Origin of the sequence: Limnochorda sp. LNt (assembly GCF_035593265.1) — a bacterium.
In the GTDB taxonomy this organism is placed as follows: Bacteria; Bacillota; Limnochordia; order Limnochordales; family Geochordaceae; genus Geochorda; species Geochorda subterranea.
The window spans coordinates 2,266,707-2,288,760 of the sequence record NZ_CP141614.1 but is presented as its reverse complement, the minus strand read 5'-3'; the positions used below and the strand labels follow the sequence as shown (position 1 = coordinate 2,288,760).

Here is a 22,054-nt window from a genome sequence, read left to right as displayed (position 1 = left end):
GCTCGCTCGCCCATGCTGTCGGATCGAGACGTCTGCCTGGACGTCGTCAAGGATCTCAAGTACATCAGCTTCATGGAGACGGTCTTCGCGGCGGAGGCCTCGCCGGACCTCAAGCCGCTCTTCTTGGGGCAGCTGCGGGATCACGAGGATCTCCACACCCAGCTCCTGCGCCTCATGGAGCAGCGGGGGTGGTATCCGCGGGTGCCGGGCGACTGGGCCTTCAACGAGCCCTACACGCTGCAGGGGACCGGGGCGTGGCAGGCGCCGCAGGCCGGCACCGCCTGGCAGCCCACCCCCACGGGCGCCTGGCAGGCCCAGTCCGGCACGCCCCCCACCGGCCCCTCGTGGCAGGCGGGCCAGCCGGCGGGCGGGAGCTGGCAGGCCCCCTCGACCCTCCAGAGCCTCCAGCAGAATCTGCGGGAGTCTCGCTAACCCCGGCCGTCCCGCAGGGGCGGGCGGCTGGCAGCAGGGCGGGAGGCGCCGGCGCCGGGCCGGGGCCTCCCGTTGTGCTATCCTGATGGCGGGTCGAGACGTGATGGTGCGCCTGACCAAGCTGACCCGCCACAGCCGCGAGGAGACGGAGGCCCTGCCCGATCCGCCGCCGCAGCCGGTCGCTCCCGGGCGCGCCTCCGAGGCCATGTCGTCGCCCGCCCGTCGCCTGACGGGAGGCGGCCGACGGGCCGCGCCGAGCCGACCGCCACCGCCGGCCTCGGCCTCGAGGAGAGCTGGCGCGCCTGCCGGCGCGCCCGGGCGTCTACCTGATGAAGAACGCCGCCGGCGAGGTCATCTACGTCGGCAAGGCCTCGTCGCTGCGCAGCCGGGTGCGCTCCTACTTCCAGGCGGGCCGGGCGTCGAGCCCCCGCCTGGAGGCGCTGGTGGCCGACATCGCCGACCTGGAGTACATCGTCACCGCCTCCGAGATCGAGGCGCTGGTGCTGGAGTCCAACCTCATCAAGCGCTACCGGCCGTGGTACAACGTCAAGCTGCGCGACGACAAGGCCTACCCCTACCTCAAGGTGACCCTCGACGAGCCGTTTCCCCGGGTGCTGGTGGTGCGGCGCATCAAGGACGACGGCGCCCGCTACTTCGGCCCCTACACCAACTCGACGGCCCTGCGGGAGACGCTGCGCTTCCTGCGCAAGCTCTTCCCCATCCGCACCTGCGACCTGCCCCTCGACGGCAAGCGGCAGTATCGCCTTTGCCTGCAGTACTACATCGGTCGGTGCCTGGGGCCGTGCGCGATGCGCACCACCATCGAGGCGTACCGGCAGATGATCGACCAGGTCTGCCTCTTCCTGGAGGGGCGCCAGGACCGCATCATCCCCGCTCTCGAGGCGCGGATGCGCCAGGCGGCGGAGCGGCTCGAGTTCGAGCAGGCGGCCCGGCTGCGGGACCAGATCCGGGCCCTGGAGAAGGTGGTCGAGCACCAGAAGGTGGTGACCGCCGGCGAGGACGACCAGGACGTCACGGCCTTCGCCCGCTTCGGCGACACCGTCTGCGCCCAGGTCTTCTACGTGAGGGGCGGCAAGCTCATCGGGCGCGACCACTTCATCTTGGAGACGACCGAGTCCACCTCCGACACCGAGGTGATGAGCTCCTTCGTCCAGCAGTTCTACGACAAGACGCCGTCGGTGCCACCGTCGGTGACGCTGCAGCACCCGGTCGACGAGCCGGAGCTCATCGAGCGCTGGCTCAGCGAGCGGCGCGGCTCCCGGGTGCGGCTGGTGGTGCCCAAGCGGGGCGACCGGCGCCGCCTGGTGGAGATGGCGGCCGAAAACGCCGCCCTGGTGCTGCAGGAGCTGCGCAGCCAGGCCGACCGGCGCGCCGCGGAGAAGGAGCGGGCGCTGGCCACGCTGCAGGACGTGCTGGGACTCGACCGGGTGCCCCGGCGCATCGAGGCCTTCGACATCTCCAACATCCAGGGCACCGACGCCGTGGCCTCCATGGTGGTGATGGAGGACGGCGAGCCCAACAAGGCCGACTACCGCCGCTTCAAGATCCGGCTGACGGGCGGGCCCAACGACTTCGCCATGATGAAGGAGGCCGTGCGGCGGCGCTTCGCCCGGGGCCTCGAGGAGCGGGAGGCGCTGGAGGCCCTGCGCCGCCGCATCGAGGCCCGGGACGGGGCCGACCCGGAGCTGGAGGCGCGCCTGCGCAAGGCCGAGGCGGAGGCCAAGTTCGCGCGGCTGCCCGACCTGCTCCTCATCGACGGGGGCAAGGGGCAGCTGGGCGCCGCCCGGGAGGCGCTGCGGGAGCTGGGGCTCGACGAGGAGATCCCCGCCATCGGGCTGGCCAAGCGCCTGGAGCAGATCTTCGTGGAAGACGAGCCGGACCCCATCGAGCTGCCCCGGGACTCGTACGCGCTGCACCTGCTGCAGCGGATCCGTGACGAGGCCCACCGCTTCGCGCTGGGCTACCACCGCCAGCTCCGGGAGCGGCGGGCGGTGCGCTCGACCCTCGACGAGATCCCCGGCGTGGGGCCCAAGCGCAAGAAGCAGCTCATCGAGCACTTCGGCTCGGTCAAGCGCGTGCGGGAGGCGACGCTGGAGGAGCTGCTGGCCGTGCCGGGGCTGCCCCGGGCGGTGGCCGAGCGGGTCTACCAGGGCGTGCGCTCGGCGGCCCGGCCGGAGTGACCTGGCACTCGAAGACTGGCTCCGATCCCGCCCGCACTGTCACGCCACCCTCATCGATGTTAATCTGCCATATTGACATCCTTCACATACGAGTTTAATGTTGTGTTCGGCAGACGGGATGCCGCCGGCGGCGCCCGGCCCGGAAGAGGGGTGGGCGCCTTGGATCTCATGCACCCGTGGCTCGTCTACGAACTGGCCCGTGCGCGGCTGGAGCGGCTCATCCGGGAGGCCGCCGTGGACCGGCTGGTGGCCGCCAGCCGACCGGATGGGCGGGCCTCGACGGGCCGAGGGATGGGGGACGTACCGGAGGCGGATGCTTGGTGGCGGAGGTGGGCCCATGGCCGAGCGACCGGTGGTGCCGGGTCGATGCCCCATCTGCGGGACGCGTCTCGCCGTGCAGCGGCTGCGCTGCCCCGACTGCGGCACGGCCATCGAGGGCGACTTCGCGCTCTGCTCGTTCTGCTCGCTGACCGCGGAGCAGCGGCAGTTCGCCGAGCTCTTCATCGTGGCGCGGGGCAACCTGCGGGAGATGGAGCGCATGCTGGGGATGTCGTATCCGGCCGTGCGGGCACGCCTGGAGTCGGTCATCGAGGCGCTGGGCCACGGGCCGGCGCGGCCGGCGGAGCAGGAGAGCCCGCAGGAGGCGCCGGCGCCGCCCCGGGCGACGGCGTCGGAGCGGCGGGCCGTGCTGGAGGCGCTGGAGCGAGGCGAGATCGACGCGGAGGAGGCCCTGCGGCGCTTGCGGGGCGGCGGCTCGGGCGGGGCGTCGTGAGCGCGGGCGAGCTCTGACCACGGAGGCGGAGGGGGAGCGGTCATGGACGAGCGGGAGCACGGCGGCAGGCCGCCCGGTGAGGGCGGCGAGACGGGCGGCGGCGAGCTGGCCGAGGAGCGCCGCATGATCCTGCGGATGCTGGAGAGCGGGCGGATCACGCCCGAGCAGGCCCTCGAACTGCTCAAGGCGCTGCAGGCGGGGGCCCCCGCCGGGGAGGGTGCCAGGGCGCCAGAGAGCGGCGAGCGGGGCAGCGACTTCATGGGCTGGGTCGAGTCGACGGCCTCCCGGATGGGCGAGCTGGCCGACGAGCTGGGCGAGCGGGTCTCCCGGGCTCTCTCCAACCCGGCGGTGCAGGAGCGGCTGACCGACGTGGGCGAGCGGCTCGAGGAGATCGGGCGCACGGTGGCGGAGCGCATGGCGCGGGCCTTCGGCCAGCTGGGGCGGAGCGCCTACCCCGAGCACGTGATGCCCCAGGAGCTGGCGGGCGACTTCGCCGAGGGCGCGGTGCCCGTCGTGGAGCTGGCCACCGGCAACGGTAGCATCCGGGTGGTGGGCGTGCCGGGGGCGGAGGTGGGCGGCCCGCGGGGCTGGCGGCTGCGGGTGGAGCGGCGGATAAGGGCTCGCAGCCGCGAGGAGGCCGAGCAGGAGGCCGCCAATCTGGTGGAGATCGACCGGGGGCCCGGGCACCTGGCGGTTCGCGCCACCGACGGCGACTGGCGCTGGGGTCCGGGGCACGCGGTGGGCATCGAGCTCGTCCTCTCGTCGGAGATGGCCGTCTCGCTGCGGGCTTCCACGGCCAACGGCAGCGTCTCGGCGCGGGGCGTGGCCGGCGACGCGGTGGAGGTGCGCTCCACCAACGGCCGGCTCGACCTGGCCGACGTGAGCGCCCGCCGCGTGAGCGCCACCAGCACCAACGGCGCCGTGCTGCTCGAGCGGGTGCAGGCCCAGCGGGTGGAGGCCCGCTCCACCAACGGCAGCGTCACCGGGGCGGTGGCCGCCGACGAGCTCGAGGCGTCGAGCGTCAACGGGGCCGTGACGGTGCGGCCGCTGGCGGCGCCGGGCGAGGCGGATCCCGGCAGCGGGTCGAGGCCCGCACCGTCGACGGCAGCGTCCGGTGGCGCTGCCGACGGAGACGGCCCGGGCGGCGGCCCGGGGCGAGGTGGGGCTCTCCCTGGAGGCCACGACGGCGTGGGGGTCGGCCCGCATCGAGCTGCCCGACGGCGTGGCCATCTCGCAGACGACCCGGGCGGTGGGCCACCAGCGAGCCGTCTACCAGAGCCCGCACCTGGAGCAGGCGGCCCGGACCGTCTGGGTGCGGGCCTCGACCCGGCAGGGTTCGGCCGTCATCGAGGCGGACTGAGAGGGGCGACCTCCCGTGACGGTGCCACCGGCGGTGCCGCCCTCGCCGCAGGCCCGCGGCGAGAGCGGGGCGGAGGACGAGCGGCTGCGGATCCTGCGGCTCGTGCAGCAGGGCAAGGTGACGCCCGAGCAGGCCCTGGCCCTGCTGGATGCGCTGGGGCGCCACCGGCGGAGGGGCGCCGGGCGGGCGCCGGAGCCCGCCCGCGCTCCGGCCGGGGGCCGGGGCCGCATCCTGCGCATCCGCATCGTGGAGGACGACGAGGAGCGGGTCCACCTCAACATCCCCCTGAGCCTGGCGCGCTCCGCCCTGCGGCTGGTGCCGGCGCGGGCCCAGCGCTACCTGGCCGGGGTCGACCTGGAGGCGCTGCTGGAGCAGGTGGAGCACGGGGCCAGCGGCCGGATCCTGGTGGTGCGGGACGACGAGGACAACGGCGTCGAGGTGACGGTGGAGTAGCGCGCTCGCGGAGCGGATGGCAGGGAGGCAACGGATCCGATGCGGGGTTGGGCGGGTCGCTGGCTCATCAATGCGGTGGCGCTGCTGGTGGTGGGCGGACTGCTGGGGGGCATCCGGCTGGGTGGCGTCTTCGCGGCGCTGCTGGCCGCCGCCATGTTCGGTCTGGTCAACGCCTTCGTGCGGCCGGTCTTCCTGCTGCTGACGTTGCCGCTCAACGTGCTGACGCTGGGACTCTTCACCCTGGTGGTCAACGCCCTGATGCTGTGGCTGACGGCGGGGCTGGTGCCGGGCTTCGAGGTGCACGGCTTCTGGGCGGCCCTGTGGGGCAGCATCCTGCTCAGCCTGGTCAGCGGCGCCATCGGGTGGCTGGTGCAGGACGCGGGGGCTTGAGGCGGGGCGGCCCCGTCCGTCATGGTTAGACGCGCTAGCGCTTCCAGGGCCTGCCTCGAGGCGGGCCCTTTCTCATTCATGGGCACATCGGCCACCTCTTCCGCCCCCTGGCGGGGTGCCCAGCAGTTAGCGGGACCGCTCCGGCAGGAGGACTAACCTCCCCTCCCTAACCTCTCCGGCGGCAAGGACGACCCCAGGCCACCGGACGGCCCGACCTTCACATCCCCCATCCAGACGCGGACGACCTTTGGAGCGACCACGGACGGCCCTCCATCGCTTCACGCCCGCCGCCGGGCCCCGAGAGGAGGGGAGCGCGTGGTCGGTGGGGCCTGCCGGCCGAGCCGGCAGCGGCAGGGGGGCCGCAGGGCCCCGGGCGTGTGGGAGCAGCAGACGCAGCCGTGATGCAGCCGGTGGGGACGGGCGAGGCGACGGCGAGGAAACGAGGAGACTCACCGAGGGCCTCCCCCTCCCGGAGGGCCGGCGACGCATCGCCGACGCAGCAAGCATCGTCGCCCTGTCGGGTAGTCAACGTGGCGTCGTGAGAGGACAACGGACGCACTCCGTCGAGGGGGATACGTGACGAGATGAAGAAGCTGGCAGTCGTCTTGTCAGCGCTGCTGGTGGCGGCCCTGTCGGGGCCGGCGCTGGCGGCTGGCTTCGAGCTGTCGGGCTCGCTGGAGGGGGGCTTCACCTGGCGGCAGCAGGCCACCGACGAGGGCCCGCGGGGGCTCTCGACCTCCACCGAGCTCACCATCGGCGCCCAGACGGGCACCGCTGAGCGGCGCCTGCGGGCCGAGGTGACGGCCTCGCCCGTCTGGTACCCGGGCCTGACCGACTCGGTGGCCTCCGTCAACATCACCCGGGCCTTCATCGAGGCGACGGGGCAGCTCTGGCGCGGCGGCGCGCCCGCCACGGCCCGCATCGGGAGCCTCGACGTGGCCTACTCGCCCTACATCGGCCAGTTCGCCGAGGAGGGCCTCTCCATCTCCGGGATCGGCTACGGCCCGGTGGGGCTGTCGGCCTTCGCCGGCCGTGACGTGGCCGTGAGCCGCGACAACACCGTCGTGGGCGCCCAGCTGCGCGCGGCCCTGCCGCAGGCGGGCCTGGCCGCCACGGCCCTCAACGTCAACGGGCGCTACGACCTGGAGCTGGCGGCCGCGGCCATGCCCGTGCCCGGCGTCACGGTGAGCGGCATCTACGCCCGCTCCGAGACCAGCGGCTCCGACGTGCCCCAGCTGAGCCGCATCGACGCCCAGGTCCAGCTGCAGCCGGACCTGACGGTGGCCGCCGGCTACCGCAAGGTGTGGAACACCTTCATGCCGGTCTACCGGGCGTTTGACGAGGACGGCAACGAGTACGGCTGGCTGGCCGACAACCGCGGCGAGCACGGCGTGACCGTGGCCGTCAACACCGTCCAGCGCGGCGTCAACCTGGCCGCCGGCGTCGACCTCTACGACAAGTGGGTCGACGAGGACGGCCGGCCCATCGCCGCCCCGACCCAGCACCGTGAGATCGCCCTGGCGGCTGCCACCCACCTGCGCGGCGCGCAGCTGAGCGGCTCGACCCAGTGGGATCTGCTGCAGCGGGCGCCCATCGAGAGCAGCCTCTCGGTGGCCTACCCCGTGGCCCGGCCCGGGCTGATGGTGGTCCCGACCTACAAGGCCACCCTCTACGGCACCGACGCCGTTGAGCACGAGCTGAGCGCCGAGGCCACCGTCGACGTCGTGCCGCAGCTGCCCGGCATCGGGCTGAGCGGTCGGCTGACCCGCGAGACCGACGGCCAGCTGACCTGGGGCGCCGGCGTGCGCTACACGGCCCCCAGCGGGCTCTCGGTGTCGGTCGAGCACGACTCGGTGGACGGGGCCAAGGTGGAGGCGGGCCTCAAGGCCTCCTTCTGACGGGCCCGGTCCGTTGCGAGGTGGGTGCCGCCCAGGCGGCCCCCACCCGCTCTCACCTGCCCGCTCCCACCCAGGGGGGTCGTGACGCGGGCCGGCGCCCGCCCCCGGCGGGCAGGTGGCGAGCCCCGGGAGGTGGTCCCGGGGCTCGTTCGCGCGATGGCGCCCGGCTCCTCCTCTTCCCACCCCTGAGCACGCACCCAGGAGAAGGAATTTCCCATCAGCCATCGAAATCCGGGGGCGTAAACGGCACGACGCCGTGGGCCCACGATTTCGAGGGGACAAACCAGGCCGCAGGGGAGGTGGCGGAAAGGGAAAAGGATCGTAACGACGCGGCGGACCCCGATGCCCATGAGGCGGGGTTCTGCGGGGAAGGAAACAGGGAGACTTCTCCGGGCTCGGCTTCGCAGGCATCCGCGGATTCGCCGCTAGGTCTTGTCGCGAAGCGTCTAGCTGGTGTGTGTTCCCATATTCCGATACAGGGGAGGAGCAGAATGCGACGCACTCTCACGCTGGTGCTGGTAGCGTTGCTGGCGGCGGCGGTGCCTGTCGCCGCAGAGGAGGCCGCGGAGGTAACCGCAAGCATCGGCGGGTCGTTTGAGCTGTCGACCAGCTCGACCGTCGATACCACCAACTTCGACAAACCCGACAATGGGCCCGGGCTCGACTTCAGCCCGAAATTCGGACTCAAGGCGGAGGCTTCCCAGGGCGACGCTTGGTCCCTGGACGCGACGCTGGTGGTTGAGAACGAGCTGACACCGTATGGGAAGGCGTCGCTCGCCACCTCAAGCCTGAAGGTCAGCGTCGCCAAGGACGTTGGCAACACGTTCCAGCTCAGCCGCGTGTCCGATCCGTTGAGCCTGATCGTGATCAACGATCCGGTGGTCTTCGACGGGGCGGATGCTAGCCAGGTCCGACTCGAGTCTGCCGTGGCAGGCACGAATCTGTTGGTGCAAGCTGACAGCGTGAACGGCGTGACGGCCGGAGCGAGTGTCGACCTGGCCCCGGTCACCGTGGGCGCGTACGTGCGGCCGGTGATCCCGAGCTCCACCGCGGGCAAGACTAACTTCCGCCTGGCCGGCTATGCAACGGTCGACCTTGGGTTGGCCAAGGTCTCCGGTGCTGTCGGCGCGACCACCGAGGCTGAGGATGATCGCTTGGCCTTCGGCGCCAAGGCCGAGCTGACGCCCATCGAGGGCCTGAAGAGCAGCGTGAGCTACGCGACGGCCCAGGCTAACTTCCCGGCAGGATTCGCGTATGGCAGCAAGGATCGGACCCTCCTGAGCGCCAGCGCGACTTACTCCCTCGCTCCGTTCACCATTACCGGTAGCTTTAGCCGGGAGACTCTGACCTCCAGCGGCGTTGTGCGGCAGGGGTCGATGGGTGCGACGGTCAAGTACGCGGGCGATCCCATTGAGGCCAGCCTGGGCGTCACCACCCGCCAAAACCGCAACATCGAAGTTGGCGCAGGAACGGCCACGCCGAATCCCCTGACGTCCATCACTGGCTCGGTGAAGTTCGCGCTCCTGCCCGACGTGGCTACTTTGAACCTGGACTTCGTGACCGAGTCCGACAAGGACGGCGACATCGGGGCCTTCGCTGAGGGCGCGTCCATCGTCGAACTCACCGAGATCACAATCGGGGACGTTCCGTACTACTTCGATCCCGGGAGCGTCACGTGGGGCGGCAATACGAGCAAGTTCGAAGAGACGGCGACAGCTGGCGTCTACAAGGATGACATCGACCGCTACCGCTACTGGGCGAAGTCCCACTTCAAGATCGGCGGCGGCGTCGAGTACAAGCTCAGCGACCGGCTGACCGTCACGCCCGCCTTCGCGTACCACTCGTACGGTGACATCTCGGTCGTACTGCAGCAGTACGACGAAGCCAACGACTACTTCAAGAACACCGACGACAAGTACGGCGACGGCGTTGACGGCAACGTGACCTCCCTGGAGCTGAGCCTCGCGGCGAGCTACAAGGTGAGCGACAGCGCGAGCGTCACGGCGAAGGTCGGTCGGACCGCGTACTCGTTGCCGGTGTTCGGAAGCAATCCGACCTCGGCGGAGTCCACGACCATCTCGCTGGCGACGAAGATCTCCTTCTGAGTTCGGAGTCGGGGCGAACTGAGCGACGAGGAGCCGGGAGCCTTTCCCGGCTCCTTTGTCTCTTCAGGCGGGAGACTCGGTGCCAGCAAGTGTGGATCATGTATACACACCTGCCCAGGCAGGAGAGCCGCGACAGGCGAGCGAACCGTCCCCCTACGAGCATCGCGCCGCGTAGGCAAGCACGAGGAGGCATCGGGGCCCATGGCGAGCGTCACTCTCGAAAACGTGACCAAGCGGTTCGGCAACGTCGTCGCCGTCAACCGCGCCAACCTGGAGATCCAGGACAAGGAGTTCGTCGTGCTGGTCGGCCCGTCGGGCTGCGGCAAGTCGACCACGCTGCGCATGGTGGCGGGCCTGGAGGAGATCAGCGAGGGCAACATCTACATCGGCGAGACCCTGGTCAACGACGTGCCCCCCAAGGACCGGGACATCGCGATGGTCTTCCAGAACTACGCCCTCTACCCGCACATGAACGTCTACGACAACATGGCCTTCGGGCTCAAGCTGCGCAAGTTCCCCCGGGCCGAGATCGACCGGCGGGTCAAGGAGGCGGCCCGCATGCTGGGCATCGAAAACCTCCTGAGCCGCAAGCCCAAGGAGCTGTCGGGCGGCCAGCGCCAGCGGGTAGCCGTGGGCCGGGCCATCGTGCGGGAGCCCAAGGTCTTCCTCATGGACGAGCCGCTCTCCAACCTCGACGCCAAGCTGCGCGTGCAGATGCGGGCCGAGCTCTCCAAGCTGCACCGGCGCCTGGAGGCCACGGTCATCTACGTGACGCACGACCAGACCGAGGCCATGACCATGGGCGACCGGATCGTCGTCATGAAGGACGGCTTCATCCAGCAGGTGGGCGCGCCGCTGGAGGTCTACGAGAAGCCCGTCAACGTCTTCGTGGCCGGCTTCATCGGCAGCCCCGCCATGAACTTCATGGAGGGCGTCCTGCGCCGCGACGACGGCCAGTACTACGTCGACGCCCAGCCCATGCGCCTGCCCATCCCGGCCAAGAAGGCGACCGAGTACCGGCGCATCGGGGAGTACATCGACAAGCCCGTCATCTTCGGCATCCGGCCCGAGGACATCGACGACACCGAGCTGATGGCCAACCCCGACGAAAGCATGACCGTGGTGGCCAACATCGACGTGGTGGAGCCCATGGGCTCCGAGTCGTACCTGTACGCCACCGTGGGGCCGCACTCGTTCGTGGCCCGGGTCGATCCGCACACCTCCGCCAGGGACGGCGAACCGCACCGGCTCACCCTCAACATGGGCCGGGTGCACCTCTTCGACAAGGAGACGGAGCGGCGCATCGACTGAGGAGGCCCGCCGCGCCGCGGGTAGGCGGAAGGGGCCGTCCAACGTCGCACGCAGGGTGGCCGCCCGGCCAGGGCGGCCACCTCGCTCTGAAGCCCCCGGGCGCCCCGCGCCTGGCCGGGGCGCCGCCCGGCGTGATATGATCGCCGTCGTGCAGGGAGGTGCGCCAGGTGTCTTTGGGCAGAGGCGCAGGCGAGCCGGGCGCCAGCGCGGCAGGGCTGGAGGCCGCCCGGCAGCGGCTGGACGACCCGGCGGCGGTCGCTCGACTCGACCCCTACGGCATGCTGCGGCTCATCGAGGGGCTGGCCGACCAGGCCCCGGCGGGCTACGAGGCGGGGCGGCGGGCCGTCCCGGAGCGGCCGGCCGGGGGCTTTCGGGCGGTGGTGGTCGCCGGCATGGGCGGGTCGGCCATCGGAGGCGACCTGCTCAAGGGAGCCACCGCCGAGCGGCTGACGGTGCCCGTCGAGGTGGTGCGGGACTACCGCGTGCCGGCCTACGTCGACGAGCGGACCCTCTTCATCGCGTCCAGCTACTCCGGCAACACGGAGGAGACCCTGGCCGCCCAGGAGGAGGCCGCCCGGGCAGGCGCCCGGGTCGTGGCCCTGACCAGCGGCGGGCAGCTGGGCGATTTGGCCGCCCAGCGGGGCTGGCCCGTGGCCAAGATCCCCTCGGGGCTGCCGCCCAGGGCGGCACTCGGCTACTCGCTCTTCGCGGCGCTGGGGATCTTGGAGGCCGCCGGCCTGGCCGACGACGTGCCGGCCCTGGTGGAGCAGACCGTGCGGGCCCTGGGCGAGGTGCGGGAGCGCATGGGCATGCGCCGCCCCCTGCGCGACAACCCGGCCAAGCAGGAGGCCGTGGAGCTGGTGGACCGGCTGCCGGTCGTCTACGGCAGCGCGGGTATCGGGGCCGCCATCGCCTACCGGTGGAAGTGCCAGATCAACGAGAACAGCAAGCATCCCGCCTACTGGACCAGCCTGCCGGAGCTCGACCACAACGAGGTGGTGGGCTGGGAGGCGCCCCCGCCGGCGGTGGCGCGCCAGATCCGCCTGATCCTGTTGCGCACGGGCGACGAGTCGCCCCGCATGCAGCGACGTCTAGAGGCGACCCGCCGCATCGTGGAGGGGGCCGTCGCCGGCCTGGCCGAATACGAGGGCACGGGCGAGGGACAGCTGGCCCGTGCCATGGCGCTGCTCCACATCGGCGACTACGTCAGCTACTACCTGGCCATCGCCAAGGGCGTGGATCCGACGCCGGTGCGGTTCATCGACCGGCTCAAGGCCGAGCTGGCCACCATGCGCTAGCACGAGCGTTGGAGGCGACGACGTGGCACGACTCGTGGCAGGCATCGACCTGGGGGGCACCAAGATCGCCACGGGCCTGGTGGACGAGACGGGCCGGGTGCTGGAGCGGGCGGTCCACCCCACCCGGCCGGAGGAGGGGCCGGCGGCCGTCATCGCCCGCATGATCGGATCGCTGGAGGAGGTCTGCGGGCGCAGGGGGCTCGACCTGGCCGCGCTGGAGGCGGTGGCGGTGGCCTGCCCGGGGCCGCTAGATCCCCTGCGGGGGGTCGTGGTGGAGGCGCCCAACCTGCGCTGGCGGGAGGTGGACGTGGTCGAGCCCATCCGGGAGGCGACGGGCGTGCCCGTCTACCTGGAGAACGACGCCAACGCCGCCGCCCTGGGCGAGTGGTGGGCAGGGGCGGGCCAGGGCACGCGCCATCTCATCTACGTCACCGTCAGCACCGGCATCGGGGGCGGCATCGTCATCGACGGCCGCATCTACGGCGGCGCCCACTGGGCCGCCGGGGAGATCGGCCACACGGTGGCCGTGGTGGAGGACGGGCCGCTGTGCGGGTGCGGGCGACGGGGCTGCCTGGAGGCCATGGCCTCGGGCACGGCCATCGCCAGGCGAGCGGTGGAGGCGCTGCAGGCAGCCGGCTGGCGCGAGGGCGACGTGCCCGGGGAGTCCGACGCCCGGCCGGGGCGCCGCTGATGCGGCGGGCGCAGGGCCGGCTGGGCGAGGTGGACGCCCGCCTGGTGGGCGAGGCCGCCCGGGCGGGCGACGAGCTGGCACGGGAGGTGCTGGATCGCACCTGGCTCTACCTGGGCGCCGGCATGGTCAACCTGATGAACCTCTTCGACCCCGACGTTATCGTCATCGGGGGCGGGGTCTCCCGGCTGGGCGACATGATGATGGAGCCGCTGCGCCGCTACGTGCGCCAGCGGGCGGTCTCGGGCCCGGCCGAGGGGACGCGCCTGGAGCTGTCGCGGCTCGGCTCCGACGTGGGCATCGTGGGGGCCGCCGCGGTGGCCCTGGAGAAGGCGGGGCGCCTGCGCCAGGCGGCCGCCCTTTCGGGCTGAGGCCCGCGGGCGAGACGCCGGGCAGGGGGCGGGACGCGACGCCGGTGCTGGTCCAGGAGCTCGACCTGGCGGGGGGCCCGGTGCGGATCCGGCCGGCGGGCGACGCGGCGGTGCTGGTGGAGCTGGGCGACGGCGTCGACCCGGCCGTCCACCGGCGCGTGATGGCACTGTGGCGGACGCTGGTGGAGCGGCCGCTGCCGGGGATGATCGAGGCGGTGCCCGCCTACCGGTCGGTGCTGGTGACGTGGGATCCCCGGGTCACCGACGGGGCTCGCATCCGGGCCGCCCTCGAGCGGCGCCTGCGTGAGGCCGTCGACGGCCGGGGGCCCCGGCGGCGGGGTCGGCAGGTGACCATCCCGGTCATCTACGGCGGGTCCTACGGGCCCGACCTGGAGGCCGTGGCGGAGCGGGTGGGCCTTTCGCCCGACGAGGTGGTGCGCCGCCACGCGGCCGGGCGCTACGTGGTCTACATGCTGGGCTTCCTGCCCGGCTTCGTCTACCTGGGCGGGCTCGACCCCGCCCTGGCGGTGCCACGGCGGGCCTCCCCCCGGCTGGAGGTGCCGGCCGGCTCCGTGGCCATCGGCGGCAGCCAGACGGGGATCTACGGCCTCGGCGGCGCGCCGGGCGGCTGGCACGTCATCGGGCGCACCTGGGTGACACTGTGGGATGCGGGGCGCAGGCGCCCGGCCACGCTGAGGCCGGGAGACCGGGTACGCTTCGTGGCCGCCTCGCCCGAGCAGGCGCCGCCCGGCTGGCAGGAGGCGGCCGGCGAGCCGCGAGCGACGATGCCGGCGGCGTGAGGAGAGTCGGGATGCCCTGGCTCGAGGTGCTGCACGGAGGGCTGTCGACCACCGTCCAGGACGCGGGCCGCCCCGGCTACCTGGCCCAGGGGCTGGCCCCGGCGGGTGCCGTGGACGGCTTCATGCTGGCCTGCGCCAACATGCTGGTGGGCAACCCGCCCGAGGCGGCGGCGCTGGAGATCACCCTGGACGGCCCCGTGCTGCGGGTGGTGGGCGACACGGTGATGGCCCTGGCCGCGGTGGAGGCCGACTGGTACGCCGGCGAGACGGGCTGGCCGCTGCCGACGTGGGAGGCGGTGCTGGCGCGGGACGGCGCCGTCGTCAGCGTGGGAGCGGTGCGTCGCGGGGTGCGGGCCTACCTGGCGGTGGCGGGGGGCATCGACGTGCCGCCCGTGCTGGGCAGCCGCAGCACCCACGTGCGGGCGGGCGTCGGCGGGCTGGACGGGCGCCCGCTGGCCGGGGCGACCGGCTCCGGTGGGCCGCACCGAGGAGACGTCGCGCGCTGGGCCGGGCGGTCCGTGCCCGAGCGCCTGCGGCCCCACCGCCGCTCGGGCCCCATCCGCGTCATGGCCGGTCCCCAGGCGGACGCCTTCTCCCGGCGAGGTTTGCGGGACTTCTTCTTCGGACGCTTCCGGGTCAGCGCCCGGGCCGACCGGATGGGGGTGCGGCTCGAGGGGCCGCCCATCCGCGCCCGGGGCGGCTACGACATCGTCTCCGAGGCCACGGCTCCCGGCAGCGTGCAGGTGACAGGCGACGGGCAGCCCCTGGTGCTGCTGGCCGAGCGGCCGACCACCGGCGGCTACCCTAAGATCGCCACCGTCATCACGGCCGACCTGGACGTGATGGGCCAGCTGCGCCCGGGGCAGTGGGTCAGGTTTCTGGAGGTGGGCGAGGCCGAGGCCCGGCGGGCGCTGGCCGAGCGCCAGCGGCGCCTGGAGGCGGTGCGCGCCCACCTGGAGGCGCGGCCCCCCGGCCGGCCGTGGGTGGTGGTGACGGCCGCGGGGGTCTACCGGGTGGAGTGAGGTCGGGCGGCTGCCGATGCGAGGAGGCGGGGGCCACGGGCATCAGGGCCCGTGTCGACTGAGGGAGGCGATCAGGGCCATGGAGCCGGCCGAGGGCCAACGGCCGCTCATCGGCATCGTATCGGGGCAGGAGAGGGACCGGGAGGGGGCGGCGCGGCTGGTGCTGCCCCGGGCCTACGCCAGCGCGGTGGAGATGGCTGGCGGCGCGCCGGTCCTCATCCCCCTGGTGGAGGACACCCGCCTGGCGGAGAGCTACCTGGAGGCCCTCGACGGCCTGCTGCTGGCCGGCGGGGGCGACGTGGACCCCGCCCGCTTCGGCGAGGATCCCTCGCCGCACCTGGGCTCCGTCGACCCGGAGCGGGACGCGCTGGAGCTCGCGCTGGCCCGCCGGGCCCTGGAGCTGGACCTGCCGATCCTCGGCATCTGCCGGGGCATGCAGGTGCTCAACGTGGCCGCGGGGGGCAGCCTCTACCAGGACATCGGGGCGCAGGTGCCCCACCCCCTCCAGCACCGCCAGTCGGCGCCGCGGTGGTATCCCATCCACGAGGTGCGCCTCGAGCCCGAGAGCCTGGTGGGGCGCATCCTGCAGGTCGAGAGCGTGCGGGTCAACAGCTTCCACCACCAGGCGGTGCGGACGGTGGCCCCGCCGTTTCGGGTGGCGGCCAAGTCCAAGGACGCCGTGGTGGAGGCGGTGGAGAGCCGGGCCCACGCCTTCGCCGTGGGGGTCCAGTGGCACCCCGAGTGCATGGTGGAGCGCTACCCCGTCCAGCGCCTGCTCTTCACGGCCTTCGTCAAGGCCGCCCGAGGGGCGAGGGTCCGCCGCGCGGCGCCGGCCGAGACGGTCCGGGCCGCGACGGCCCCGGCAGCACGCGGGTGAGGGCATGGGTGCGGCGTGGCGGCTCGTCGCTGACGGTCCCGAGGCGACCATGCGGGTGGGCGAGGCCCTGGCCGAGCGGCTGGCCGCCGGCGACGTGGTGGCCCTCTACGGACCGCTGGGCGCCGGCAAGACCACCCTGGTGCGGGGGCTGGCCAGGGGCCTGGGCGCCCCCGAGGGGGCGGTGGTGAGCCCCACCTTCGTCTACGTGCGGGAGGTGCGGGGGGGACGGCTGGCCCTCTATCACGTCGATGCCTACCGCCTGGTGGGGCGTCTCGACGACGAGCAGGCGCGGATGCTGATGGAGCAGCTGGGGCTCGACTGGTACCTGGAGGCCGGGGGCGTCGTGGCGGTGGAGTGGCCGGAGCCCATCGAGGCGTCGCTGCCGCCGGAGCGGCTGGTGGCGAGGCTCGACTTCGCCGGCTGGCCCGAGGGGCGCATCCTGACCCTGCAGGGGCTGGGCGAGCGGCCGGCCCGGCTGCTCGAGGAGCTGGCCGGGCGGCACGGCTGGAGGCCGGTGGAGGGCGCGTGAGCGGCGGTCGGATCCTGGCCATCGACACGGCCACCCGCACGCTGGGCGTCGCCCTGGGCGGCGAGGCCGGCTGGTGGCTGAGCTCGGCCCACCCGGGCGGGGGCGGGCGGGGCGAGGCCATCGTCGAGGTGATCCGGCGGGGGCTGGCCGAGGCGGGATGGCGGGGCGCCGACCTGGACGGCGTGGCGGTGGCGGCCGGGCCCGGCTCCTACACGGGGCTGCGCATCGGCCTGGCGGTGGCCAAGGCGCTGGCGTGGGCGTGGGAGCTCCCCCTGGTGGGGGTCGACACGCTGATGGCCATGGCGCTGGCCGCCGGCTGGGCGGCGCCCTGGTGGTGGCGGCCATCGACGCCCGGCGGGCGAGGTCTTCGGCGGCGTCTACGCCGGGCGGCCGAACCGCCCGTGGCGGCGCTGGAGCCGGCCCGCGCCATGCCCGTGGAGGAGCTGGCCGAAGCGGCCCGGCGCCACGCCCGCGACCGGGGCGTGACGGTGGCGGCGGCGGTGGGTGACGGCTGCCATCGGTACGCCCAGACCCTGGCGAGGCTGTCCGAGTTGGAGTACATTTGGGTCCCCGAGGCGTGCCAGCTGGCGCGGCCGGTGGCCGTGGGCCGGCTGGGGGGGTGGTCGCTCTCGGAGGGACGCCGGGACGACCCGCTGACGCTGGGCGCCCGGTACTTGAAGGCGACGGAGGCCGAACGCCGATGGCAGCAGCCGCCGAGGAGCCCCTGACCGTCGTCATCGACCCCATGCGGGTCCGGGACCTCAACGACATCATGGTGATCGAGCGGCTCTCGTTCAGCACGCCCTGGTCCAGGGCGGCTTTCCTGTCGGAGCTGCTCGACAACGACCGCGCCCACTACCTGGTCGCCCGGGCCGACGGTCGGGCCGTGGGGTACGTGGGCATCTGGCTGGTGGCCGACGAGGGGCACATCACCAACGTCGCGGTGCACCCCGACTACCGCAGCCGCGGCGTGGGCCGGCGCCTGATGGAGGCCATCACCGAGCTGGCGCGCCGCAAGGGCATGCGCCGGCTCACGCTCGAGGTGCGCAAGTCCAACGTCCGGGCCCAGCGCCTCTACGAATCGCTGGGCTTCCGCAGCGCCGGCATCCGGCGCGGCTACTACCGCGACAACAACGAGGACGCCATCATCATGTGGCGGGACCTGGAGCAGGAGCGGGAGGCCGGCCAGCGGTGAGGGCCTACCGGGGCGGGCCGCTGCTGGGCATCGACACCAGCTGTGACGACACGGCCGCCGCGGTGGTGCGGGGCGGCCGGGAGATCCTGTCGAGCGTGGTCGCCTCGCAGGTGGCGCTGCACCGGCGCTTCGGCGGGGTGGTGCCCGAGATCGCCTCGCGCCAGCACCTGCTGGCCATCCTGCCCGTCATCCAGCAGGCCCTCGACGAGGCGGGGGTGAGGCGGGAGCAGCTGGAGGGCGTCGCCGCCACCTACGGGCCCGGCCTGGTGGGAAGCCTGCTGGTGGGCTTCATGGCGGGCAAGGCCCTGGCGCTGGCCCTGGAGCTGCCCTTCGTCGGCGTCGATCACCTGGAGGGGCACGTCGCCTCGGCGTGGCTGGCCCGACCCGACCTGCAGGGGCCCGTCGTGGTGCTGGTGGCGTCGGGGGGCCACACCGAGCTCTTCCGCGCCGAGCGGCCCGGGCGGCTGCGGCACCTGGGAGGCACCCGCGACGACGCGGCCGGCGAGGCCTTCGACAAGGTGGGGCGGCTCCTGGACCTGGGCTACCCGGCCGGGCCGGCGGTCGACCGGCTCGCCCGCCGGGGGCGGCCCGGCAGGGTGACGCTGCCGCGGGCGTTGCGGGGCAGCGACACGCTCGACTTCAGCTTCAGCGGGCTCAAGACGGCGGCCCTGCAGCACCTGCTGCCCGCCGTGCGGGCGGGGCTGCCGGTGGAGGACGCCGCCGCCGAACTCCAGCAGGCGATCGTGGAGGTCCTGGTCGAAAGGCTCTTCGAGGCGGCGGAGCGCACGGGTGCGCGGGCCGTGGCCGTGACGGGGGGGGTGGCGGCCAACCAGGGGTTGCGGGAGGCCGTCGCCGAGCGGGCCCGCCGGCACGGGCTCGAGGCCGTGCTGCCGGAGCCGGCGCTCTGCACCGACAACGGGGCGATGATCGCGGCCGCCGGGCACTGGCGACTCCTGGAGCAGGGCCCGTCGCCGCTGGAGATGGCCGTGGACCCGTCGGCCCAGATCGGTCGGGGAGGTTGATGCGCCGTGCAGTTGTACCTCGACACCGCCAGCGTGGCCGAGATCAAGGAGGCCGCGAGCTGGGGCATCCTGGCCGGGGTGACCACCAACCCGACGCTGGTGGCCAAGGAGGGCCGGCCCTTCGTGCGGATCCTGGAGGAGATCTGCGAGATCGTCAAGGGCCCGGTCAGCGCCGAGGTGGTGGGCCAGGACGCCGAGACCATGGTCAAGGAGGCCCGGGAGCTCTCCCGGGTGGCGCCCAACATCGTGGTCAAGATCCCCATCACCGTCGAGGGGCTCAAGGCCGTCAGCCGGGTCTCCCGGGAGGGGATCCGCACCAACGTCACCCTCATCTTCACGCCGCTGCAGGCCCTGCTGGCCGCCCGGGCCGGCGCCAGCTACGTCAGCCCCTTCGTGGGGCGGCTGGATGACATCGGCCACACGGGGCTCGAGGTGGTCCAGGACACCGTCGAGATCTTCGACCAGCACGGCATCGAGACCCAGGTCATCGCCGCCAGCATCCGGCACCCGGTGCACGTCCTGGAGGCCGCCCGGGCCGGCGCCCACGTCGCGACGGTGCCGTTCGCGGTGCTCAAGGCCATGGTGCTGCATCCCCTCACCGACCGGGGGCTGGAGCGCTTCCTGGCCGACTGGGCCAAGGTGCCGCCATCGGCCATGCCGGGCAACGCCTGAGAGCACCCCGCCGGCGTCGCCTCGCCGGGCCGGGCGGCGCCGGCGCATGTTCCCCCACTCCGCCTCCGTAGACTAAGGCCTGGCCGCCACGACGAGCCGCTCTGCCGGGCCACGAGCAGAGCGGCCGGCTTTTTGGGCGGCTCCCACCACCCGGCAGGGTCTGCGGAGGGCGAAGCGTGCAGACGGTCAAGGCCATCGTCATGGCGGGCGGCCAGGGCAGCCGCCTGCGTCCTCTCACGTGCGACCGGCCCAAGCCCATGGTGCCGGTGCTGGGCGTCCCCATCATGGGCCACATCGTGCGGCTGCTGGCCGACGCCGGCATCCGCGAGGCCATCACGACCCTTCACCTGATGCCCGAGCAGGTGATGGAGCACTTCGGCGACGGGTCGGCGTGGGGGGTGCGCCTGCAGCACCTGGTGGAGGACGAGCCCTTGGGCACGGCGGGCAGCGTGGCACGGGCCCGGGCGCTGACGGAGGGCCCCGTCGTGGTCATCAGCGGCGATGCCCTGACCGACGTCGACCTGGCGGCGGTGCTGGACTTCCACCGCCAGCGGGGGGCCGCCTGCACGCTGGTGCTGCGCCGGGTGGAGGATCCGTCGGAGTACGGCATCGTCATCACCGGCGAGGACGGGCGCGTCAGACGTTTCCTGGAGAAGCCGGGACGGGGGCAGGTCTTCTCGGACCAGGCCAACACGGGCATCTACGTCCTGGAGCCCGAGGCTCTGGAACGGGTGCCCGAGGGGCGGCCCTTCGACTTCAGCAAGGATCTCTTCCCCCTGCTCCTGCGGGAGGGGCAGCCGCTCTTCGGCTGCGTGGTCGACGCCTACTGGTCCGACATCGGCACGCCGGAGCAGTACCGCCACGCCCACCTCGACGCCCTGGCGGGCCGGGTGCGCCTGCCCGAGGCGGAGCGGGGGCCGGGGCGCTGGCGCCGCCCCGGGGTCTGGGTGGGCGAGGGGGCCCGGGTGGCCCCGACGGCCCGACTGGAGCCGCCCTGCCACGTGGGGCCCGGATGCGAGATCGACGACGGCGCCGAGGTGGGGCCCTTCGCCGTGCTGGGGCCCGGCTGCTGGGTGGGGCGGGGCGCCACCATCCGCCACAGCGTGCTGTGGAGCGCCTGCCGGGTCGGGCCGGCGGCGGAGCTGCGGGGGGTCGTGCTGGCCGAGTCGGTGACCGTGGGCCGGGGCGCCCGGCTCTACGAGGGGGCCGTGGTGGGGCGACGGGCCCGGGTGGGCGAGGCGGCGGTGGTGGCGCCCGACGTGCGCATCTGGCCCGACAAGGTGGTCGACGCCCACCAGTACCTGCGCCGCCCCCTGGTCTGGGCCGGCACCCTGTCGCGGGCGGTGGTGGGGCCGAGAGGGGTGCGGGGCGAGGCCGGCACGGAGCTCTCCCCCGAGCTGGCGGCCGCCGTGGCAGGCGCCTACGCCTCGTCGCTGCCGCCCGGAGAGTGGCTGGTGGTGGGCCACGCCGGAGGCGCGGCGGCGCGGGCCTGGCGCTGGCCGCGGCCAGCGGCGCGGCGTCGGCGGGACGCCGGTGCGCTGGCTCGACGAGGCTGCGGCGGCGGAGGTGCGGCGGCCTGCCGCCACGCAGGCGGCACCCCCGCATCGCCGGGGCCGTCTACGTGCACGCCGACGAGCCCGACGGCGGCGTGCGCCTGCGGCTCTGGACGAGCGGGGCGTGGACGCGAGGGCCGCGACGGCCCGGGGCATCGACGGGGCCGTTCGCCGCGACGAGTGGCGGCGGGTGGGCGAGAGGCGTTCGGCGCCATCGCCCTGATGAGGAGCTGCGGCGAGGCGCCCGCGAGGCGATCTCGAGGCCCTGGCGGCCCGGGTGCTCCGGATGGCCCGGCGGCTGGCGGCGAGGCCACAGCGGGCGTCCGCGGGCGGGGTGAGGGCGACGGCCTGCCGGGTCGGGGTGGTGGCCGAGGAGGCCTCGCCGGCCTCCCGCCTGCTCGAAGAGGCGCTGGCGCGGTGCGGCTTCGAGGTGGTGCGGGCGCGCTCGGCGCAGCCGCCGGAGCTGGGGCCCGCTCCCGTCGTGTGGGTGCGCCTCGACCGGACCGGCGAGCAGGTCCGGGCCTGGGACGCCACGGGACGCCCGGTCCCTGAGGCGGTGCTGCACGGCCTGGCGGCCGTGGGCGCGGGCGAGGACGGAGCGGTCAGGCTGGGCGTCGACGCCAGCGACCTGGCCGAGCGGCTGGCGCGCCGGGAGGGGCACAGCATCGAGTGGGGGGATGGCACGGGGCCGGCCGTCGACGGGGTGGAGCTGGCCTGCCTGGCGGCCGCGGCGGCTGCCGCGCCCGGAGGCCTCGAGGCGCTGGAGCGAGCGTGGGAGGTCCCGGCGCGCCTGCAGCTGACGGTGCCGGTGGCCTGGGAACGGGTGGGCCAGGCCATGCGCGAGCTGGCCCAGCGGGCCGGGGGCCTGGCCGAGTCGCCCGGCGACGGGGTCAAGGTGCGCCACGAGACCGGGTGGGCCCTGGTGCGGCCCGATCCGGACCGGCCCCTGCTGCGCCTGCAGGTCGAGGCCGCGACCCTCGACGACGCCCGGGACCTGCTGGCCCGCTACGCCACCTACCTGCGCCAGGCGGTGCGCGCCCCGGACAGCAGGGACGGCCCCGACCCCGGGCGAAATGGCGGGGCATGAGGCGATGCGACACGATTC

General features: G+C 73.8%; 22 protein-coding genes and 1 pseudogene. All 23 read left to right on the top strand.

Annotated elements, in window-relative coordinates; translation table 11 throughout:
* Positions 1 to 12 precede the first annotated feature (12 nt).
* The 23 genes and pseudogenes from VLY81_RS10880 to VLY81_RS10770 all read left to right on the top strand — a co-directional run bounded on the left by VLY81_RS10880 (position 13) and on the right by VLY81_RS10770 (position 22,036).
* Positions 13 to 432, top strand: a complete 420-nt coding sequence (locus VLY81_RS10880) for a spore coat protein (RefSeq protein WP_324668193.1) — start codon at positions 13 to 15, stop codon at positions 430 to 432.
* Positions 433 to 761: 329 nt separating this feature from the next.
* Positions 762 to 2,633 (top strand): excinuclease ABC subunit UvrC, encoded by a 1,872-nt coding sequence (uvrC, locus tag VLY81_RS10875; RefSeq protein ID WP_405001256.1) that lies wholly within the window; start codon positions 762 to 764, stop codon positions 2,631 to 2,633.
* A 337-nt stretch (positions 2,634 to 2,970) separates the two neighbouring features.
* On the top strand, positions 2,971 to 3,405 hold the full coding sequence (locus VLY81_RS10870; protein WP_324668192.1) for a DUF2089 domain-containing protein: 435 nt from the start codon (positions 2,971 to 2,973) through the stop codon (positions 3,403 to 3,405).
* Positions 3,406 to 3,447: 42 nt separating this feature from the next.
* Positions 3,448 to 4,386 (top strand): annotated as a pseudogene (locus tag VLY81_RS14805) (SHOCT-like domain-containing protein); the annotation flags it as partial.
* Positions 4,387 to 4,519: 133 nt separating this feature from the next.
* Positions 4,520 to 4,765 carry a hypothetical protein gene (locus tag VLY81_RS10860; RefSeq protein WP_324668189.1) on the top strand — a complete coding sequence of 82 codons (246 nt, stop codon included), beginning with the start codon at positions 4,520 to 4,522 and terminating at the stop codon, positions 4,763 to 4,765.
* A 15-nt stretch (positions 4,766 to 4,780) separates the two neighbouring features.
* Positions 4,781 to 5,218 carry an SHOCT-like domain-containing protein gene (locus VLY81_RS10855; protein ID WP_324668187.1) on the top strand — a complete coding sequence of 146 codons (438 nt, stop codon included), beginning with the start codon at positions 4,781 to 4,783 and terminating at the stop codon, positions 5,216 to 5,218.
* Positions 5,219 to 5,257: 39 nt separating this feature from the next.
* Positions 5,258 to 5,608, top strand: a complete 351-nt coding sequence (locus tag VLY81_RS10850) for a phage holin family protein (RefSeq protein ID WP_324668186.1) — start codon at positions 5,258 to 5,260, stop codon at positions 5,606 to 5,608.
* A gap of 584 nt (positions 5,609 to 6,192) precedes the next feature.
* On the top strand, positions 6,193 to 7,506 hold the full coding sequence (locus tag VLY81_RS10845) for a hypothetical protein (RefSeq protein ID WP_324668184.1): 1,314 nt from the start codon (positions 6,193 to 6,195) through the stop codon (positions 7,504 to 7,506).
* A gap of 491 nt (positions 7,507 to 7,997) precedes the next feature.
* A complete protein-coding gene (locus tag VLY81_RS10840; RefSeq protein ID WP_324668183.1) occupies positions 7,998 to 9,611 on the top strand; it encodes a hypothetical protein in 1,614 nt (537 codons plus the stop codon).
* Between the two features lie 201 nt (positions 9,612 to 9,812).
* Positions 9,813 to 10,922: an ABC transporter ATP-binding protein gene (locus VLY81_RS10835; protein ID WP_324668181.1), complete on the top strand. Its 1,110-nt coding sequence runs from the start codon at positions 9,813 to 9,815 to the stop codon at positions 10,920 to 10,922.
* 167 nt (positions 10,923 to 11,089) lie between these two features.
* Positions 11,090 to 12,220, top strand: coding sequence for a bifunctional phosphoglucose/phosphomannose isomerase (locus VLY81_RS10830; RefSeq protein ID WP_324668180.1), 1,131 nt, complete (start codon positions 11,090 to 11,092; stop codon positions 12,218 to 12,220).
* A 22-nt stretch (positions 12,221 to 12,242) separates the two neighbouring features.
* A complete protein-coding gene (locus tag VLY81_RS10825) occupies positions 12,243 to 12,911 on the top strand; it encodes an ROK family protein (protein ID WP_324668179.1) in 669 nt (222 codons plus the stop codon).
* On the top strand, positions 12,911 to 13,279 hold the full coding sequence (locus tag VLY81_RS10820) for an ROK family protein (RefSeq protein ID WP_324668178.1): 369 nt from the start codon (positions 12,911 to 12,913) through the stop codon (positions 13,277 to 13,279). The genes VLY81_RS10825 and VLY81_RS10820 overlap by 1 nt, the downstream gene beginning before the upstream one ends.
* 44 nt (positions 13,280 to 13,323) lie before the next feature.
* Entirely contained in the window at positions 13,324 to 14,079 is a 756-nt protein-coding gene (gene pxpB / locus VLY81_RS10815) for a 5-oxoprolinase subunit PxpB (RefSeq protein ID WP_324668177.1), read from the top strand.
* Positions 14,080 to 14,090: 11 nt separating this feature from the next.
* A complete protein-coding gene (locus VLY81_RS10810) occupies positions 14,091 to 15,101 on the top strand; it encodes a 5-oxoprolinase subunit C family protein (RefSeq protein WP_324668176.1) in 1,011 nt (336 codons plus the stop codon).
* A 79-nt stretch (positions 15,102 to 15,180) separates the two neighbouring features.
* On the top strand, positions 15,181 to 15,978 hold the full coding sequence (locus VLY81_RS10805; RefSeq protein ID WP_324668175.1) for a gamma-glutamyl-gamma-aminobutyrate hydrolase family protein: 798 nt from the start codon (positions 15,181 to 15,183) through the stop codon (positions 15,976 to 15,978).
* Between the two features lie 4 nt (positions 15,979 to 15,982).
* Positions 15,983 to 16,507 (top strand): tRNA (adenosine(37)-N6)-threonylcarbamoyltransferase complex ATPase subunit type 1 TsaE, encoded by a 525-nt coding sequence (gene tsaE, locus VLY81_RS10800; protein WP_324668174.1) that lies wholly within the window; start codon positions 15,983 to 15,985, stop codon positions 16,505 to 16,507.
* Entirely contained in the window at positions 16,504 to 17,235 is a 732-nt protein-coding gene (tsaB, locus tag VLY81_RS10795) for a tRNA (adenosine(37)-N6)-threonylcarbamoyltransferase complex dimerization subunit type 1 TsaB (RefSeq protein ID WP_324668173.1), read from the top strand. The genes tsaE and tsaB overlap by 4 nt, the downstream gene beginning before the upstream one ends.
* Positions 17,208 to 17,702 (top strand): ribosomal protein S18-alanine N-acetyltransferase, encoded by a 495-nt coding sequence (rimI, locus tag VLY81_RS10790; protein ID WP_324668172.1) that lies wholly within the window; start codon positions 17,208 to 17,210, stop codon positions 17,700 to 17,702. Before tsaB ends, rimI begins: the two co-directional genes overlap by 28 nt.
* The gene (gene tsaD, locus VLY81_RS10785; RefSeq protein ID WP_324668171.1) at positions 17,699 to 18,724 is read left to right on the top strand and encodes a tRNA (adenosine(37)-N6)-threonylcarbamoyltransferase complex transferase subunit TsaD; all 1,026 of its coding nucleotides are present in this window, start codon (positions 17,699 to 17,701) and stop codon (positions 18,722 to 18,724) included. The genes rimI and tsaD overlap by 4 nt, the downstream gene beginning before the upstream one ends.
* A gap of 6 nt (positions 18,725 to 18,730) precedes the next feature.
* The gene (gene fsa, locus VLY81_RS10780) at positions 18,731 to 19,396 is read left to right on the top strand and encodes a fructose-6-phosphate aldolase (protein WP_324668170.1); all 666 of its coding nucleotides are present in this window, start codon (positions 18,731 to 18,733) and stop codon (positions 19,394 to 19,396) included.
* A 176-nt stretch (positions 19,397 to 19,572) separates the two neighbouring features.
* Entirely contained in the window at positions 19,573 to 21,501 is a 1,929-nt protein-coding gene (locus VLY81_RS10775; protein ID WP_324668169.1) for a nucleotidyltransferase family protein, read from the top strand.
* Positions 21,437 to 22,036, top strand: coding sequence for a phosphohexomutase domain-containing protein (locus VLY81_RS10770; protein ID WP_324668168.1), 600 nt, complete (start codon positions 21,437 to 21,439; stop codon positions 22,034 to 22,036). Before VLY81_RS10775 ends, VLY81_RS10770 begins: the two co-directional genes overlap by 65 nt.
* The last annotated feature ends 18 nt before the right edge of the window (positions 22,037 to 22,054 follow it).